At 51.1% G+C, this 17021-nt stretch carries 15 protein-coding genes; 9 read left to right on the top strand and 6 right to left on the bottom strand.

Annotated elements, in window-relative coordinates:
- Position 1 precedes the first annotated feature (1 nt).
- On the top strand, positions 2–2098 hold the full coding sequence (locus ACT53C_RS04575; protein WP_476145046.1) for a UvrD-helicase domain-containing protein: 2097 nt from the start codon (positions 2–4) through the stop codon (positions 2096–2098).
- 76 nt (positions 2099–2174) lie between these two features.
- Here ACT53C_RS04575 and ACT53C_RS04570 read toward each other — a convergent pair whose 3' ends face one another.
- Both ACT53C_RS04570 and miaB read right to left on the bottom strand, forming a co-directional pair.
- Entirely contained in the window at positions 2175–3125 is a 951-nt protein-coding gene (locus ACT53C_RS04570; protein WP_476145045.1) for a PhoH family protein, read from the bottom strand.
- Between the two features lie 2 nt (positions 3126–3127).
- Positions 3128–4465 carry a tRNA (N6-isopentenyl adenosine(37)-C2)-methylthiotransferase MiaB gene (gene miaB, locus ACT53C_RS04565; protein WP_476145044.1) on the bottom strand — a complete coding sequence of 446 codons (1338 nt, stop codon included), beginning with the start codon at positions 4463–4465 and terminating at the stop codon, positions 3128–3130.
- Between the two features lie 111 nt (positions 4466–4576).
- Between miaB and cysG the strand changes: the two genes are divergently transcribed.
- Positions 4577–5968, top strand: coding sequence for a siroheme synthase CysG (gene cysG, locus ACT53C_RS04560; RefSeq protein WP_476145042.1), 1392 nt, complete (start codon positions 4577–4579; stop codon positions 5966–5968).
- Between the two features lie 51 nt (positions 5969–6019).
- Here the strand turns inward: cysG and ACT53C_RS04555 are convergent, their stop codons facing one another.
- Both ACT53C_RS04555 and ompR read right to left on the bottom strand, forming a co-directional pair.
- Complete coding sequence (locus ACT53C_RS04555; protein WP_313987167.1) at positions 6020–7333, bottom strand: sensor histidine kinase; 1314 nt, start codon at positions 7331–7333, stop codon at positions 6020–6022.
- A 21-nt stretch (positions 7334–7354) separates the two neighbouring features.
- Positions 7355–8080: an osmolarity response regulator transcription factor OmpR gene (gene ompR / locus ACT53C_RS04550; protein ID WP_313987169.1), complete on the bottom strand. Its 726-nt coding sequence runs from the start codon at positions 8078–8080 to the stop codon at positions 7355–7357.
- A 432-nt stretch (positions 8081–8512) separates the two neighbouring features.
- Between ompR and ACT53C_RS04545 the strand changes: the two genes are divergently transcribed.
- Together ACT53C_RS04545 and ACT53C_RS04540 are read left to right on the top strand one after the other, a co-directional pair.
- A complete protein-coding gene (locus tag ACT53C_RS04545; RefSeq protein WP_228518928.1) occupies positions 8513–9121 on the top strand; it encodes an EF-hand domain-containing protein in 609 nt (202 codons plus the stop codon).
- A gap of 114 nt (positions 9122–9235) precedes the next feature.
- The gene (locus ACT53C_RS04540; RefSeq protein ID WP_476145041.1) at positions 9236–10429 is read left to right on the top strand and encodes a GNAT family N-acetyltransferase; all 1194 of its coding nucleotides are present in this window, start codon (positions 9236–9238) and stop codon (positions 10427–10429) included.
- 5 nt (positions 10430–10434) lie between these two features.
- Here the strand turns inward: ACT53C_RS04540 and ACT53C_RS04535 are convergent, their stop codons facing one another.
- Entirely contained in the window at positions 10435–11127 is a 693-nt protein-coding gene (locus ACT53C_RS04535) for an SDR family oxidoreductase (RefSeq protein ID WP_476145039.1), read from the bottom strand.
- A gap of 83 nt (positions 11128–11210) precedes the next feature.
- Between ACT53C_RS04535 and ACT53C_RS04530 the strand changes: the two genes are divergently transcribed.
- The 5 genes from ACT53C_RS04530 to ACT53C_RS04510 all read left to right on the top strand — a co-directional run bounded on the left by ACT53C_RS04530 (position 11211) and on the right by ACT53C_RS04510 (position 16190).
- Positions 11211–12326, top strand: coding sequence for a TIGR03790 family protein (locus ACT53C_RS04530; protein WP_476145038.1), 1116 nt, complete (start codon positions 11211–11213; stop codon positions 12324–12326).
- A gap of 98 nt (positions 12327–12424) precedes the next feature.
- Positions 12425–13723, top strand: coding sequence for a phosphate regulon sensor histidine kinase PhoR (gene phoR, locus ACT53C_RS04525; RefSeq protein ID WP_194749463.1), 1299 nt, complete (start codon positions 12425–12427; stop codon positions 13721–13723).
- Positions 13720–14463 (top strand): hypothetical protein, encoded by a 744-nt coding sequence (locus ACT53C_RS04520; RefSeq protein ID WP_228518929.1) that lies wholly within the window; start codon positions 13720–13722, stop codon positions 14461–14463. The genes phoR and ACT53C_RS04520 overlap by 4 nt, the downstream gene beginning before the upstream one ends.
- 11 nt (positions 14464–14474) lie before the next feature.
- Positions 14475–15629 carry a cupin domain-containing protein gene (locus ACT53C_RS04515; protein ID WP_476145037.1) on the top strand — a complete coding sequence of 385 codons (1155 nt, stop codon included), beginning with the start codon at positions 14475–14477 and terminating at the stop codon, positions 15627–15629.
- Between the two features lie 270 nt (positions 15630–15899).
- Positions 15900–16190, top strand: coding sequence for a hypothetical protein (locus ACT53C_RS04510; protein ID WP_476145035.1), 291 nt, complete (start codon positions 15900–15902; stop codon positions 16188–16190).
- On the opposite strand, the gene tpiA is transcribed toward ACT53C_RS04510, so the two are convergent.
- Positions 16179–16961 carry a triose-phosphate isomerase gene (gene tpiA, locus ACT53C_RS04505; RefSeq protein ID WP_313987190.1) on the bottom strand — a complete coding sequence of 261 codons (783 nt, stop codon included), beginning with the start codon at positions 16959–16961 and terminating at the stop codon, positions 16179–16181. The two genes, ACT53C_RS04510 and tpiA, sit on opposite strands and share 12 nt — an antisense overlap.
- Positions 16962–17021: the final 60 nt, after the last annotated feature.

The following is a 17021-nucleotide window of genomic DNA, read 5'->3' as shown; positions in this document are numbered from 1 at the left end:
GATGAGTCAAATTGATACCGAGGTTATAGATAAAGAGATTGCAATCCAAAGGTCTATTAATGGATGTGTGGATGAATGTACAAGTTTTAGGTTTAATGCTGGAGCAGGTGCAGGCAAAACTTATGCATTAATTGAGACAATCAGACACATTATCCAGACAAAATATTCTTCGCTTTCTAGACTAAATCAACAAGTCATTTGTATTACCTATACAAATGTCGCAGTGAAGGAAATACGAAAGCGCTTGGGTGAATCTGAGTTAGTAATTGTTTCAACAATCCATGAGCGTCTTTGGGAGCTGATTAAGATTCATCAACCTGAGCTGCTCAAAATACACCAAGAAAAACTCGAAACTGAGCTGGTTGAGCTTGAGGCGAAACTTAGAAACAATGAAGATCAAAATTATCAGTCTTATATTCAATTAACTGAGGTTGAGAAAAATCAGTTAATTAATTTCATGTGGGCTAATAAAGATTCTTTTTATAGAGCCATTAATTTGCCTGTAGCTCAATTTAGAGCAACGCTAAATCAACTTGATAATCCACCTAATTTTCTTGCTGATTTAGTAAAAAAACCTAGAGCTCATTTTGAAAAAACTATAAAAGCAGTTTTTAAAAGAAAGCGTTATCAGGATTGCTTAACACGTATTGTTAATGGCGAAGATAAATATGTTAGTTACGACAGCCTAAACAATTCAGATAGACTTGATCGTATGCGTTTTAGTCATGACACTCTACTGGAGTATGCAGCGAAGCTCGTAGATAAATATCCGTTGTTGTGTCGTTTGATTGTTGATAAATATCCGTTTATCTTGGTGGATGAGTATCAAGATACAAATGAAAATGTGATTAAGATTTTGAGTGTTCTAGATACGTATGCTAAACAATATAACCTAGATTTCCTTGTTGGATATTTTGGCGATGTTGCTCAAAATATTTATGAAGATGGTGTTGGTTCAAATATATCAACACTACACCCCAATCTTCAAACTATAACGAAGGTTTTTAATAGGCGGTCACATTTTCAGGTTGTAGAACTTATCAATAAGATACGTGCTGACGATGTTGTTCAGGAGCCGATTTCACAGGCAAAAAACCATGGCACCGTGGAATTTTTTTCAAAGGACTGTGCAAATGATGCTGAAAAATTTTCGGCATCCCAAGACTTTATTGCTTGGAATGCAAGTGTTCTTGGCAAAGATAAACTTCATTGCCTTGTCCTGACCAATAAAATTTTGGCGAGACTGAGTGGGTTTGGTGATTTTTATGATTACATCTACCAAGCAGGCACGATTCGCTGGGAGGATATCAAAACCAAGTTACTGTCGAATGAACTGGAAAAGTTAGATTCAAAAGTTCTTTTGATTTATCGCTTGGTGAATTGGTATAAGAACATTCAAAACGAACGTGCCGTTTTGAATGACTTTATTGGTAACTCTGATGTTAAGTTAAATCTAGGTCAGGCAGTTAAATTAGCAAAGGACATTAGAAATAATAAAGCATCAAATTTGAAAGAGTTGAAAGCTATTTTTTTTACGCTAATAAAAAATAATGAAATAGAAAAAAATATAAGACTTTCACTTCTAAATCAGGTCGTACCGCAAAATCATCAAACTGATCTTGATAATTTTGAATCTATGTTTGACTTGAATGTTCGTGATTTACTAATTAAGAATCAAGATGAGCCAACAGAAACCGATCCCGTAGAGCGGTTTTATAGTTTGCCTTTTGAGCAGTTCTCCTTATGGGTTGATTTCATCAATAGGGTTGAGACTAACCAAACTATTTACCATACCTATCATGGAACAAAAGGCGAGGAGTACGACAACGTTGCCATCATCATGGAGCATAGCTTTGGAACGCAAGGCAGGGATAAGTTTAAAAATTATTTTAAAGTCCAACAACTAGAAGATAAAAGTAATGAGCACATAATTGATACATGTAAGAGTCTTGATGAGTATGAAAATACAAAGAACCTAATGTATGTGGCATGTTCAAGGGCAATTAAAAATCTAAAAATACTTTACTTGGATGATGTTTCTGATATTGAGCAGGGGATAAAAAAAACATTTGGGGAAATAAAACAATCGCCTGTTTAAATAAGCGTTACAGAGTATTATTTGCCCCATTCTTTTCCATAATAGAAAATCTTAGAGATTCAGCTAATTTGACCGTTTAATCTTTTTGCGCATTCTGCTCAAACCTCTCATAAGCATTAATAATTTTCTGCACCAACGGATGCCTTACCACGTCCTGCGACATAAACTGGGTAAAGGCGATGCCTTTTACGTCCTTGAGAATTTTCTGTGCTTCGACCAAGCCGCTTTTTTGGTGACGTTGTAGGTCAATCTGTGTCACGTCGCCGGTAATCACCGCTTTGGTGCCAAACCCAATGCGGGTTAAAAACATTTTCATTTGCTCGGGCGTGGTGTTTTGCGCTTCATCCAGAATAATAAAACTCTGGTTGAGCGTGCGGCCTCGCATGTAAGCGAGTGGGGCGACTTCAATTGCGCCGCGTTCGAACATTTTGTTCACGGTGTCGTAACCGGCCAAGTCATAAAGTGCGTCATAAAGCGGGCGCAGGTAGGGGTCGACTTTCTGGTTGAGGTCGCCGGGCAAAAAGCCCAAGCGTTCGCCTGCTTCTACGGCCGGGCGAACTAACACGATTCTTTTCACGCGGTCACGTGTCATGGCATCCACTGCACTGGCGACAGCCAGATAGGTTTTACCTGTACCCGCTGGGCCGATGCCAAAGGTGATGTCATGGTCTTGTATCTGTTGCAAGTAGCTGACCTGGCGCGGGGTGCGCCCATGCAGGTCGCCGCGGCGCGTCATCAGTACAGGCATGGCACTGCTGGCGACTTCTTCAGGTTTCAGTTTGTCGATTTCTACTAGGCCGAGTTGAATATCTTCGAGCTCAATTGGCTTTTTTGAGCGGGCATAGAAGTTTTCCAGCATTTGCGCGCCCAGTCGCATATTGGTTTGGTTGCCGCTCAAGTAAAACGTGCTGCCACGGCGGTTGATGTCGATATCGAGACCATTCGCCAGTTGGCGGATATTTTCATCAAGCGGGCCGCACAGGTTGGCCAGCATCAGGTTGTCTTCGGGGCTGAGGGTAATTTCCATGCTTAATTCACAATTTCGCCAACCAGGCGTTTTGGGTTGTAGACGTCGGTGATTTTGACTTGCACCATCTGGTGGATATAGCGGCTATCGGCAGCGATATCCACCACGCGGCCGTTATCGGTTTTGCCTGCCAACAAATTGGGGTCTTTCCACGACGGGCCGTCGATGAGCACGCGTTGCACGGTGCCCAGCATGGCGCGGCTGATGGCGTCACCATTGGTTTCGTTCTCGGTTTGCAGTTGCTTGAGCCAGGCCGCTTTGTCGGCTTGCGGGGTTTCGTCGGGTAGGTAGCTGGCCGGCGTGCCTGGGCGCGGGCTGTATAAAAAGCTGAAACTGTAATCAAATCCCACATCGCGCATGAGTTTGAGTGTGGCCTGAAAGTCTTTTTCGGTTTCACCAGGAAAGCCGACGATGATGTCGCTGGTGATGGTCAGGGCCGGATTGGCAGCTTTCAGTTTGCGGATCAGGCCTTTGTATTGCAGCGCGGTGTAGTTGCGCTTCATCGCCATCAAGATACGGTCACTGCCTGCCTGCACTGGCAGGTGCAATTGGTTGGCCAGCTTGGGCACCGTCGCATGGCACGCAATCAGACGCTCGCTCATTTCGTTGGGGTGGCTGGTGGTGTAGCGGATACGCTCGATTTGCGGGATTTCTGCGATGGTTTCAATCAACAGTGGCAAATCGGCCTCGATGCCTTGATAAGGCGCGCGGTAGGCGTTCACGTTCTGGCCGAGCAGCGTGATCTCTTTGACGCCTTGCTCAGCCAACTGGATCGCCTCGGTAATGATGTCTTCAAACGGGCGTGAGAACTCTTCGCCGCGGGTATAAGGCACTACGCAAAAGCTACAATATTTGCTGCAGCCTTCCATAATGCTCAAAAAGGCAGTCGCCCCTTCGACGCGGGGCGGCGGCAAATGGTCAAACTTTTCAATCTCGGGGAAGGCAATGTCTACCTGCGGCTTGTCTGCAGCCTGTTTGGCTTTGATCAGCTCTGGCAGGCGGTGCAGGGTTTGCGGACCAAACACGACATCGACATAGGGCGCGCGCTGAATGATGGCCTCGCCTTCCTGGCTGGCCACGCAACCGCCGACCCCAATCACCAGGTTGGGATTTTTTTCTTTGAGCGGAATCATGCGGCCTAGGTGGCTGAATACTTTTTCTTCGGCTTTTTCACGCACCGAACAGGTGTTGAGCAAGATCACATCTGCTTCTTCCATGTTCTCGGTTTGCGTCATGCCTTCATGCTCGCGCATCAGGTCTATCATGCGTGACGCATCGTATTCGTTCATCTGGCAACCAAACGATTTAATGAATATCTTTTTTCCGCTTTCGTGCTTCATCGAACGCTAAATTTCTCACAAAAACAGTATTTTAGCGTATTTGCAGGGGAAACCCCAGCTAACACTGGGGACTGCGGTAAAATACGCTTTTCTTGTTGAAGTCCACTCTGCATGCAAGCTTTACCGATTTTTTTCAATATTGCACAACGCCCTTGTATCGTCATCGGCGGTGGCGATGTTGCGACGCGCAAGGTGATCATGCTACGCAAGGCGCAAGGACAGGTCACCGTGATCTCGCCCGAATTGTGCGATGAGTTACGCGAGATGCATGCGCAGGGCGAGATTGACTATGTGGCTGCCGAGTTTCAGGCCGAACAATTGACCAGTGCTTGCCTGGTGATTGCTGCCACCGATGACGAAGCGGTGAATGAAGCGGTCTCTGTGGCGGCAAAGCGGCTGAATATTCCGGTGAACGTCGTCGATGCGCCTGCGTTATGCACGTTTACCATGGGCTCGGTGATTGATCGCAGCCCGGTGGTGATTGCGATTTCGAGTGAAGGCAATGCGCCGGTGCTGGCAAGGCATATCCGCAGTAAAATCGAAACCATGTTGCCTGCGGCTTATGGCCGGATTGCGACCATCGCAGGTGAATTCCGCGACCAGGTGAAAGCCAAATTCTCCAACCTGCCTGCACGTCGTCGCTTTTGGGAGGATGTGTTGAACGGGCCGTTGGTGGAGCGCGTGTTGTCGGGGCAGGAGCAGGCAGCACGGGCTTTGCTGGCCGAGTTGCTCAATCAGCGTGAAGATGCGCCTGCGCGTGGCGAGGTTTATCTGGTGGGCGGTGGGCCGGGTGACCCGGATCTGCTGACGTTCAGGGCATTGCGACTGATGCAGCAATGCGATGTCTGTGTCTATGACAAGCTGGTGAGCAAAGAGGTGATGGAGTTGGTGCGTCGCGATGCCGAGCTGATTTACGTGGGTAAATCACGTGACCAGCACACCTTGCCGCAAGAAGAAATCAATGCCTTGCTGGCCAGGCTGGCGCTGGAAGGCAAGCGCGTATTGCGGCTTAAAGGCGGCGACCCGTTTATCTTTGGGCGTGGCGGCGAAGAGATCGAAACCCTGATGCAGCATGGGGTGCCATTTCAAGTGGTGCCCGGCATTACCGCGGCCAACGGTGTCTCTAGCTATGCCGGGATTCCGCTCACGCACAGGGATTACGCCCAGGCCTGTTTATTTATTACCGGCCACCTCAAAGATGGCACCATTGATCTGGACTGGCAGGCGATGGCCAGACCCAAGCAGACGGTGGTGATTTATATGGGTCTGGTAGGGCTGGAGCAGATTTGCAGCAAGCTGATGGCACAAGGCGTGTCGCCGGACATGCCGGCGGCAGTGATCCAGCAGGGCACGACGCAGAAGCAACGCGTGGTGGAATCTACCTTGCAGCATCTGGCAGCAGAGGTGGCGGCCGCGGGCTTGAAGCCGCCCAGTTTGACGATTATTGGCGAAGTGGTGAAATTGCGCGAGCGACTGAACTGGTTTACGCCGTCGGCGGATTAATCGCTGCGCTCAACCAGCGTAAGTGTTGGGCAAGATTTAGTGTTGGCCAGATTAAGTGTTAGGTAGGATAGGCAGTGAAAGCCTGGCTTCCAGCCCGCCTTCCGGGCGGTTGAGTAAAGCCAGTTGGCCACTATGTAAAGCGGCAATGCGGTTGCAAATCGCCAGGCCCAGGCCGCTGCCACCTTCGTATTTGTTGCGCGCGCTGTCCATGCGCTCAAAAGGTCGCAGCAAGCGGTCTGCATGTTCAGGCGGTATGCCGGGGCCGTTATCCAGCACACTGATGACGATCTTGTCGGCCATGACTTGGCTGCGCACCTCGACCTTGCCTTTGCCATAGTTGTAAGCATTGCCGACCAGGTTGTCGAGCAGGCGTTGCATGGCTAGCGGACGGATGGGGATAAAGTATTTGGGCCCCAGCGAAATTTTGAGCTCGCGGCCTGCGCGACGTTGACGTTCTGCCAGTGCATTGAGCAAATCGTTAATATCCATCATGCGCGTGGGCTCGCCCTCTACGCCGCGCACAAAGTCCAGAAACTGGTGAATGATATTGTCCATATCGGAGATGTCTTCAATCATGCCCTGTTTCATATAATCGGCTTCTTGCGGCAGCATTTCTACCGCCAGCCGCAGCCGCGCCAGCGGCGTGCGGATGTCATGTGAGACCCCGGCCAGTAGCAGTGTGCGTTCAGCATCAAGGCGGGCCAGGGATTCCGCCATCTCGTTAAAGGTCTGTGTCACTTCGCGTAACTCTTCCACGCTATCCACCGGCAGTTTAGGCGCGGGCTCGCCATTACGCAGCCGTTCTGCGGCATGCACCAGCATGGTCAGCGGCCGGTTGATGCGGGCCGTCAGTAAATAGCCACCCACCAGTGAAAGCAAGCCGACCACCGCCGCCCAGCCCAGCCAGTGCCAGGGGAAAGGGCGGTCTACCTGAATTTTGGGGATGACCACCCAGAAATCATCCTGGCCGACATTAAAGCTGATCCACAAGCCAGGGATATCATAATGATTGACCGTGATAATGGTTTCTTCGCCCAGCCGTTCGCGGATTTTGAGTGCGACCAGATTAATGAAGGGATCTGCGGGTAAGGGCTCGATGTCTTCAAGAAAGTCCGCCGCATAGACGCGCACGCCTTCGCGGCCCGATAACTCGGACAACAAGGCCAGGCGGCGGTTTTCGTGCGAGGCGATCAGTGAGGCGCGGGTGTAATTGACGATGGTGACGGCTTGCAGGGCGGCGGCAGTTGCGCGTGGTTCGCGGTCAAAATAATCAAAGATTTTGAGCGATGCATAGATGCTGACCGCCAGTAAGATGGCGATCAGCAACATGATGCGGGACAGCAGTCGGCGGGGCAGTAAGCGCACGGGGATTAAAGCTTGGCCGGATTATTGTGGTGCTTCACCATCTGGAATAAAGACATAGCCAAAGCCCCACATGGTTTGCAGGTAGCGAGGATGTGCCGGATCAGGCTCGATAATGCGGCGCAGGCGAGAGACCTGCACGTCTATGCTGCGATCAAATACATCCAGCTCGCGGCCACGCGCCAGTTGCATGAGTCGGTCACGTGACAGCGGCTGGCGTGGGTGTTCGGTGAAGACTTTCAGCAAGGTGAATTCACCACTGGTAATCGTAATGGGCACGCCGTTTTTACTTAGGCTGCGGGTACTGGTGTCGAACACAAACTCGCCAAATTGGAACGCAGCGGATTTTTCTTCAACTGCCTGTTTTGGCGAAATCTCGTGACGGCGAAGGACGGCATTGATTCTGGCCAGCAGTTCACGTGGGTTGAAAGGTTTAGGCAAGTAGTCATCCGCCCCCATTTCCAGTCCGACAATACGGTCCACTTCATCACCACGTGCCGTCAGCATAATGATGGGGGTCATGTGGTTGGCACCGCGCAGTCGGCGGCAAATGGCCAGGCCATCCTCGCCCGGTAGCATCAGGTCCAGAATCAGCAGGTCAAAATGTTCATTGGCCAGGGTTTTATCCATTTCCTTGCCATCCGACACGGACTTGATGTTAAAACCTTGTTCAGTCAGGTAGCGCTGTAAAAGTTCGCGCATACGTAAATCATCATCGACCATCAAGATTTTTTTTAACTGTTCTGACATACGGACCTTTGTTATTTGAAGCAAGTATTTGCTTAACGCATTTTGTTGCGATCAGGATGACCGCAGGAAGATAAATACGGCAAGGCCAAAAACTTATCCTTGATAATTATACTCCAAGCACTGGAGCGCATGAAGTGTGCAAGTTACAACTTCGTTACAAATGGCGTTGGGGATGAAATATTGCAGTTACAATCCTGATGCATGATTGCCTTCTGCTATCGGCAGGGGCATCCGAAAACGCTATTTTTTGTTAAATTTGTTGCCGCTAAAGTTGCAATTGCGTTAATGTGATCGACCTGATTTTAAAATCGGTCCCTCGTTTGCCATGAGATTCATGCTTGAGAGCACCCAATAATAGCTTAAACAACACAAGTGCTTTCGATGGAACAGGAATAAAGGTATTGCGTTTGGATGTGTAGAGCGATTAAACATTTGAAACGAATTGTATTGCTGACAACCTCCATGTTGCTGGCATTCCCTGCTTTGGCTGATCTTAAATTGCCAGTCCGATTGACAGAGATCCGTCTGGCTGACAATGATGATGCCGGCCTTTCCAAAACGCTAGAGCACAACTTTAGCCCTGAAGACCGTGCACGTTTGCGCAAGGCCCTTTCTGATTACGCCCGTAACACCGATCCCGACCACCAGTTGATGTTGCAAAAGCGCAAGGCCATGCATGACAGCATCGCACAACGGTTCAATGAGTGTAACCGCGACAATGACGACTCGCTAGACCGCGAAGAAGCAACGCTATGTTTGCCACAGGTAGCCCGCCATTTTTCCTACGTTGATCTTGATGGCAATGGCGTGATTACGCTAGATGAACTTGAAACCGCCTATGCCAAAATGGTCGAGCGTCAACGTGAAGCCGAAGCCAGAACCGAGGCAAAAATCGAAAATCAGCAAAATATCGTCAGCGACTCAGAGCCTGATGCCAAGTCCAGAAACAAATCCAAAGCAAGCTCGGCAGTAATTCCTGCCAATAGCCCTGTCAATTCAAGCGGTAAAGACGTTTCGGTCATTCGTAAGCGTCCCAGTTAATTTCCTTGGTCTCAACATGCACATGCCATTCAGCGTTTCGGCGTGTCAAACCAGCAGATTGCCTTCATTATTTTTGCTGTTTAGTGGCTTTGTCGCTGACTCTGGACCCGCTTGATGCTGCCCTCGCAATTATCCTTTGTCTGGTCCCGTGGCTTGCAGGAGATAGACCCTGCCGACTGGCAGCGCCTGGCGGGCACGCACCCCATGCTCGACTACCAGTTTTTGCTGGCGTTTGAGGCCACCGCTTGTGTCGGTGCGCAGACGGGCTGGATGCCCTATCATTTAACTGCGTTTGACCAGGGGCAGTTGGTGGCAGCTATACCTTGTTATCTCAAAACGCACTCTTACGGCGAGTATGTCTTTGACTGGTCATGGGCCGAGGCCTATGAGCAAGCGGGTGGGCAGTATTACCCCAAGCTGATCTCCGCCATTCCTTTCTCACCCGTCACTGGCCCACGCCTGCTGATAGACCCGGCCTGTGACGCGCCTGCGTTGATTGCAGAGGCCATGCTTAAGCAGCTGCAGGCTTTTTGTCAGGAGCATGCCCTGTCCGGCGCGCATCTGTTGTTCCCCGATGCCATGTCGGCTGACTTTTGTGAACAGCAGGGGTGGCTAAGGCGTGAGGGCGTGCAGTTCCGCTGGGAAAACGCAGGATATGCCGACTGGGACGCTTTTATGGCGGTATTGAGCCGGGACAAGCGCAAAAAAATCCGGCAAGAACGGCAAAAAGTTGCGCAACAGGGCGTGACCTGCCGCGTGGTAAGTGGGCATGACATGACTGCGCAAGATCTGGCCTTGTTTTATCAATGCTATTGCCAGACGTATCTCCGCCACCATAGTTCACCTTATCTGACCCCGGCATTTTTCGAGCATTTGCAGCGCTACCTGCCGGGACATTTGCAGTTATTTATTGCTTCGCAGCATGGCGAGGATGTCGCGGCCAGTCTGTGTGTGCTGGGTGAAGCGACGCTTTATGGCCGCTACTGGGGGAGTTTGCGCGATATTTCTTGTCTGCACTTCGAGTTGTGCTATTACCAGCCGCAGCAATTCAGTATCCGCGAGCAGATCCGCTATTTTGAAGGCGGTGCACAAGGCGAGCATAAGCTTGCCCGTGGCTTTGTCGCTTACCCCACCTGTTCTTACCACTGGCTCAGCCATCCCGATTTTCACCAGAGTGTGGCGCTCTTTCTGCGCCGGGAGGCCGAGGGCATGCAGCAATATGTCAATGAGCTAGAGGAGCGCAGTCCATACAAAAACATACCGGATATCAATGACACTGGCCTGCCGCATATCCCTTTATCGACGTGATTGCGTTACCAGGGAATCGGTTTGCCATCATAGGCGATAAACTGGCCCGATTGTGCAGGGGTTAAACTGGCAATCACCTGGCGCAGGCCTTGCACGCTGGTTTCGGTATCAATCAGGCCGTTTGGACCGCCCATGTCTGTGCGCACCCAGCCCGGATGCAGTGCAGCAACGACAATGTTAAAGCCGCGCAAATCGATAGACAGGCTTTTGACGACCATATTCAGTGCAGTTTTGCTGCTGCGATAGATATATTCACCGCCACTGCCATTGTCTTCTAGGCTGCCCATTTTGCTGGTCATGGCGATCAGCTTTGCCTGCGGAGCACGTCGCAGCTGCGGCAAGAAAGCCTCTGCAAGATAGTAAGTGCTCAGCGTGTTGACCTGAAAAGCCTGTAACCAGGCTTGCACGTCGGTATTGCCAAAGCTGCTCTCAGGGTAGGTGCCCGCATTGCTGATCAGAATGTCCAGCGTCAGTGCTGACAGCTGGCTTGCCAGCGCCCGGATTGAATCGACATCGGCCACATCCAGCGCAAGCAACTGCAGGTTGCTGTGTTGACTGGCCAGTTGTTGTAACGCGGGGGCCTGGGCGGGATCGCGTACCGTGACGTAGACCTGCTGGCCGCTTTCGGCATATTGCCTGGCATACTCGAGGCCGAGGCCGCGATTGCCGCCAGTGATTAAGATGGTTTGTGTATTCATGCTGTGAACCTCGCCTTCATGCAGTGGTTTAATTTAAGTTATGATGTCATTCTACGCGGGTTGAAATGACAGGCGTAGTATCTTTGCAATCGCAATGGAGTGTTGAGTTGAAGGCAGTAAAGCAGTGGCTGATCAGTCAGTGGGGGGCAGTGGGTATCTGCCTGCTTTTTATGGTGAGCAGTGTTGCTGGCGCGGTAGACCTCAGCAAGCAAATCCCGTTGCGGCCCTCATTATTAAAGCCGGAAGATGTGGCAGTGGTGTATAACCTCAATGACGCGCAAAGCGAAGAGGTCGCCCGTTACTACCTGCAAGCCAGGCAAGTCCCTGCGGAAAATCTGATCGGGGTGGAATTGCCCCGCCATTTTAAAGATGCGCTGACGGTTCCCGAGTTTGAGTCACTCAAAGCCCAGTTGGACGCCAAGTTGACCACGCAGCAAGTGGTCTTGCTGGTCTGGCGCACCCCGTTTGCCGTGCAATGTAACAGCCTTACCAGTGCGCTGACGCTCGGGCTGGATCTCAATCAATGCCGCAAGACCTGTGACCCTGGCCGCGACAGCCCTTACTTTAACAGCCCCTCATTGCGGCCATGGACGGATCACCATTTGCGTTTGTCCATGTTGTTGCCCATCACCAGTGTCGCTGCGGCCAAGGCACTCATAGACCGTGGCGTCATGAGTGAATTCAGTTTAAATGACGCGAATGGGTTTTTTCTAAAAACCCAGGATGCGGCACGCTCCAAGCCACGTGAACCTTTTTTCCCGCAAGAGGGCATGACGGTCAAATCCAAAAAACTGACCTTGCATACCTTGAGTCAGGAGACGATAGAAAAACAGCCCTCAGTCATGTTTTATTTCACCGGGCAAAAATCGGTCGATTATCTGCTTACCAACAGTTATTTGCCCGGCGCCATTGCCGATCATTTGACCTCGACCGGAGGCATTTTGTCTAATTACAATCCGCAAATGCCCGCCTCGCGCTGGCTGGATGCGGGGGTTACCGGCAGTTATGGCACTGTGTCTGAGCCTTGTAATTATTGGCAAAAATTCCCCAACCCGCAGGTGTTAATTGGCCATTATCTGGCCGGTGAAACCCTGATTGAGGCCTACTGGAAAAGCGTGAAATGGCCGATGCAGGGCGTGTTTATTGGCGAGCCGCTGGCCAAACCCTACGCCAAAAGCGTCCAGGTGGTGGATGAGTGAGCGATGGTCATTGCACCTGCGCTTACGTCATTTTCCTGTCATTGTGCCTGCATCGTTGTGTCGTATAATCGCTGCCATCTATCCGGTGAGATTGGCTTGTGCAAGATATTCGTTTAAAAGCGTTTTGGACTTTGTTTCTGTGGGCATTTGGTTGCCTGCTCCTTGGCTGGTTCACAAATGCGCATCTGGCGTGGTTGACTTATTTATGTGGTGTGCTGGCCTATCTGGCCGGACATTTATACTGGATACACCGTCTGTACCAGTGGGCCCTTAAGCCCAGCCTGAATTTTATCCCCAACGGCAAAGGTATCTGGGAAGACATTTTTGCCAATCTCTATCATGAAATGCGCCGCCATTCGCGTAGCCAAAGCCAGTTAAGCAGTACCTTGGAGCGCTTGCGTCATGCCACCAGTGCTTTGCCGGATGGCGTGGTCGTGCTGAATAATCGTAATGAAATCGAATGGTTTAATGAGCCTGCCGTGCAACGCCTGGGTCTCAAGCGCCATCATGACGAAAGTCAGCCGATTTATTATTTATTACGCCAGGCCGAGTTCGTGGAATACCTGCAAGCCGAAGAGTACAGCGAACCACTCAAGCTTAAATCCTGGCGCAGTCCCGATATCACGCTGGAGTTGCAGATTATTCCGTTTGCCAGCAAGCAGCGACTGCTGATTTGCCGCGATGTATCCGCCATTGAAAAAACCGAAGTCATGCGCCGCGATTTCATCGCCAACGTGTCACATGAGTTGCGTACACCGCTCACCGTGATTGGTGGCTTTCTGGAAACCATCAGTGACATGCAGGGGGAGATTTCTCCCGATATCCAGCCTTATTTTGACATGATGCAGGCGCAAACGACGCGCATGCGCCGCATTATCGAGGACTTGCTGACCTTGTCACGCCTGGAGAATAATGTCACGCTCAAGGATGAAACCGAGATTGACATGAAGGCCATGCTGCAGCAATTGCATCGCGATGCCCAGGCATTGAGCCAGGGTCAGCATCAGGTCACCTTGCATATGGAGGCGAACGTTAACCTGACGGGCAGTTATAATGAACTCATGAGTGCCATGAGTAACCTGACCACCAATGCTGTACGCTATACCCCGCCACAAGGCAAGATTGATATTTATTGGCAAATGCGGGGGGAGGACGTGGTGTTCAGCGTCCAAGATAATGGCATCGGTATTGAAGCACACCATTTACCCAGACTGACCGAGCGTTTTTATCGTGTGGACAGCGGCCGGAGCCGCGATACCGGCGGCACAGGTTTGGGCTTGTCTATTGTCAAACATATTCTGCATCATCATCAGGCCAGCTTGCAGGTGGAGAGTGAGCCTGGGCTGGGGAGCTGTTTCCGTATCGTGTTTCCTGCGCAAAGGATCTTGCCTGCATGAGTTGTATCGGCTGCAGTGGCCTGATGTTGCTATTGCTGCTGGTCGCCTGCACGACCTCCCCTCATTCAGGTTATGTCGATTCGCCAAATGGACGTCCGGTGCCAGTGCGGCAAGACCGGAATGCCTTGCATCAACTGGTGAAAACCGATCTGGATCGTCTGGCGGATATTGAATATGCCGAAAACGTCAGCACCTTGCGCTTGCTGATGCTCAAACTGTATAAACGCAACCCGGCTGAAGCGCAGAAATCTGGCTTGGGCGGCCCCGAACAGATCGCCACCTATGTGTTTGAACAGGCTCACGTGCATGGTTGGCAACTGGAGGCGCTTGGGCATGCGCAAGACACCGCTGCGATCAAGCTGGCATTAAACCCGCAATTTGGCGGAGATCGGGTACTGGCACTTGTGGTGGGTATCCAGTCCATGCTTTACCGCGCGCATGGCAGCAAGGCGTCTTTTTTCTTGCTGGATAGCATAGATCCGCAAAACCTATACAATGCCGCCAGAAATATTGAAATCGCCATGTGGAAACTGGCGAATGCCAAAAATGCCCAGGGCGAACTGTTGTTGCTGACCAATAGCCTGACAGGTGAAGTACAGAATCTGAGCTTTGAGCGCGAGTTTAGCAAGCTGGTTGCCCGCACAGATTTGCTGGCCTTGACCTTGGCCGAGAAGTCGCAGCGCTTGATCTCGCGGCTGACACAAAGCATCACGACCGCCCCTTTTCTTCCTTTTAGATAATCTTCATCATCATGCATCAAGCCCTGACCCTACTGAACGGATTAAGCCCTGCGCAATTCATGGCAGACTACTGGCAAAAGAAACCATTATTAATCCGGGGCGCTATCCCTGGTTTTGAGGGATTGCTGACGCCAAGCGAGCTGGCGGGGCTGGCCTGTGAGGCTGAGGTGCCGGCCAGACTGATACAGTTTGATTCTGAGCGCATGAATCAGGGAGAGGGCTGGCAGGTCAGGCAAGGCCCGTTTGATGACGAGGACTTTACCAGTTTGCCTGCGCGCGACTGGACCCTGCTGGTGCAGGGGGTGAACCATGTGCTGCCAGAGGCGCAAGCCTTGCTGTCGCAGTTCAGCTTTGTCCCCAACGCCAGACTCGATGATGTCATGGTCAGTTATGCGCCGACTGGTGGTGGCGTCGGGCCACATATCGACAGCTATGATGTCTTCTTGCTGCAGGGCGCGGGGCACCGCCGCTGGCGTATCAGCCAGCAAACGGATTTAAGATTGATTGCCGATGCACCCTTGCGCATTTTGTCGCACTTTGAATGCGAGCAGGAGTGGGTGCTGGCACCGGGCGACATGCTCTATCTGCCGCCCAATGTCGCGCATTGGGGCATTGCAGAAGATGATGATTGCATGACCTACTCCATCGGCTTCCGGGCGCCCGCCGCGCGTGAACTGGCCATTGAGTTTCTTGAGGCCTGCCGCCAGGAGATGCTGCCTGACGAACTGTATCGCGACCCCGAATTGCAACCCGTTCAAGATGCCGCAGCGATTGACCCGCAGATGGTCAGTCAAGTGGCTGGCATGTTGCGCCGCTTGCCCTGGGAGACCGAGCAACTGGGACCGTTTCTGGCAAAGTATTTTTCAGAGCCCAAAGCGTATGTTGTGTTTTCGCCCAACCGCAAACTGAGTGCAGAGAAGTTTTTGCAACGCGCCCAGCAATCTGGACTGGTGATGGACTTGCAGGCACAGATGTTGCATTGGCAAGGTCAGTACTTTATCAATGGCGAGCGCGTGAGTGTGTCAGCGGAGGCGGGTCCTTTGCTCAATACATTGGCTAACCAGCGGCTGTTGACGGCAGCAGACTGCCAAACAGCAGCCATTCATCCCTTGTTGCCCTGGTTACAGGGGATTTACCTGTCTGGATACGTGCATTTTTCTGATTGAGCCGGTTAATTTTGCATTGATTGCAAAGGATTTGGCGGATTTTTTGTGAAAAAAACACAGAGTTGTTGTTCTGACACAAAAAAATCCTTTCTTTTTCACTGGTTTTTCGTTCTTTTTTTAATCAATTGCTGATACAATTTTTTCACTCGGTTGATTCTGCACCCGCAGCGTTACCCGTACATAATTTTTTGCTCATACATACTAAGGAAATAAAGATGACACGTTCTGCATTGTTGGCTGCATTGTTGGCTTTGGCTTTGACTGCTTGTGGTGAAAAACCAGCTGAAGAAGCACCTGCTGCTGAAGCCCCAGCTGCTGAAGCTCCTGCTGCTGAAGCTCCTGCTGCTGAAGCTCCTGCTGAAGCTGCACCAGCCGAAGCTGCTCCTGCTGAAGCTGCACCTGCTGAAGCTGCTCCTGCTGAAGAAGCTAAGTAATCCAGACATCCGTAATCTGGTTTTACTTGGATGTAGAAAAGCCGACGAAAGTCGGCTTTTTTATTGGCTGCGCGCTGAGCACCTCAACCACTCAGGGGCGGGACGGTACGTGTTTTCAGGCGGCTGACTTGAGGGTGGATAACTCGTTGGCAATCTGGCAGATTTGAATAAAGTCTTCGACAATCAGCGATGCACCGCCAATCAGCCCGCCATCGACATCAGGCATGCTCATCAATTGCGCAGCATTGCCGGGATTGACGCTGCCACCATAGAGCAAGGTTATCTGCTCTGCAACCTGTTCGTCCAGTAGCCCAATGTGGCCGCGGATGAAAGACAAAATTGCTTGGGCATGTTGCGGACTGGCGGCTTTACCCGTGCCGATGGCCCAGATCGGCTCATAGGCAATGACGCCTTTGGCGAGCGCTTGGATGCCTACATGTGAAATGACGGGGTTCAACTGCCTAACTACCACGAGATCGGTTTCGCCCAGTTCGTATTCTTCCAGGGTTTCGCCTATACACAGGATGGGCGTCAGCCCAGCCTTGAGGGCTGCCTCAAAACGCTCTCCGCAGCTTTCATCACTTTCGTGCCCACGTAAGCGGCGTTCAGAGTGGCCGATAATGACGTAGGTGCAGCCAAACTCCTTGAGCATGAGCGGCGAGACGGAACCTGTGTAGGCACCACGCTCAAAGCGGCTCATGTTTTGTCCGCCCCAGGCCACATGGCTGTGTTGCAGTAATTGTTGCGCCTGCTGCAAATAGGGATGTGGCGGGCACACCGCATAGCGCGCCCGGTGATGGCGCGTCTCTTGCAACACACTTTGCATAAAGCGGGCATTGTCTGGCAGGTTGCCGTTCATTTTGCGGTTGGCAACCACCAGCTTGGGGCGATTTGTCATCACACCATTTCCTTTGAGGGTTTTCTTTCTATAATGTCGGATATTGTACATAAAACTTGA

This window comes from Methylophilus sp. DMC14, from assembly GCF_056314085.1.
Note: the sequence above shows the minus strand (reverse complement) of the source record. Positions and strands in the feature narration are given on the sequence as shown.

What these genes read in the sequence shown, in the direction of transcription:
- ACT53C_RS04575 (WP_476145046.1), top strand. Translation starts at nt 2, where the DNA reads ATGAGTCAAATTGATACCGAGGTTATAGATAAAGAGATTGCAATCCAA.
- ACT53C_RS04570 (WP_476145045.1), bottom strand. Translation starts at nt 3,125, where the DNA reads ATGGAAATTACCCTCAGCCCCGAAGACAACCTGATGCTGGCCAACCTG.
- miaB (WP_476145044.1), bottom strand. Translation starts at nt 4,465, where the DNA reads ATGAAGCACGAAAGCGGAAAAAAGATATTCATTAAATCGTTTGGTTGC.
- cysG (WP_476145042.1), top strand. Translation starts at nt 4,577, where the DNA reads ATGCAAGCTTTACCGATTTTTTTCAATATTGCACAACGCCCTTGTATC.
- ompR (WP_313987169.1), bottom strand. Translation starts at nt 8,080, where the DNA reads ATGTCAGAACAGTTAAAAAAAATCTTGATGGTCGATGATGATTTACGT.
- ACT53C_RS04540 (WP_476145041.1), top strand. Translation starts at nt 9,236, where the DNA reads ATGCTGCCCTCGCAATTATCCTTTGTCTGGTCCCGTGGCTTGCAGGAG.
- ACT53C_RS04535 (WP_476145039.1), bottom strand. Translation starts at nt 11,127, where the DNA reads ATGAATACACAAACCATCTTAATCACTGGCGGCAATCGCGGCCTCGGC.
- ACT53C_RS04520 (WP_228518929.1), top strand. Translation starts at nt 13,720, where the DNA reads ATGAGTTGTATCGGCTGCAGTGGCCTGATGTTGCTATTGCTGCTGGTC.
- ACT53C_RS04515 (WP_476145037.1), top strand. Translation starts at nt 14,475, where the DNA reads ATGCATCAAGCCCTGACCCTACTGAACGGATTAAGCCCTGCGCAATTC.
- tpiA (WP_313987190.1), bottom strand. Translation starts at nt 16,961, where the DNA reads ATGACAAATCGCCCCAAGCTGGTGGTTGCCAACCGCAAAATGAACGGC.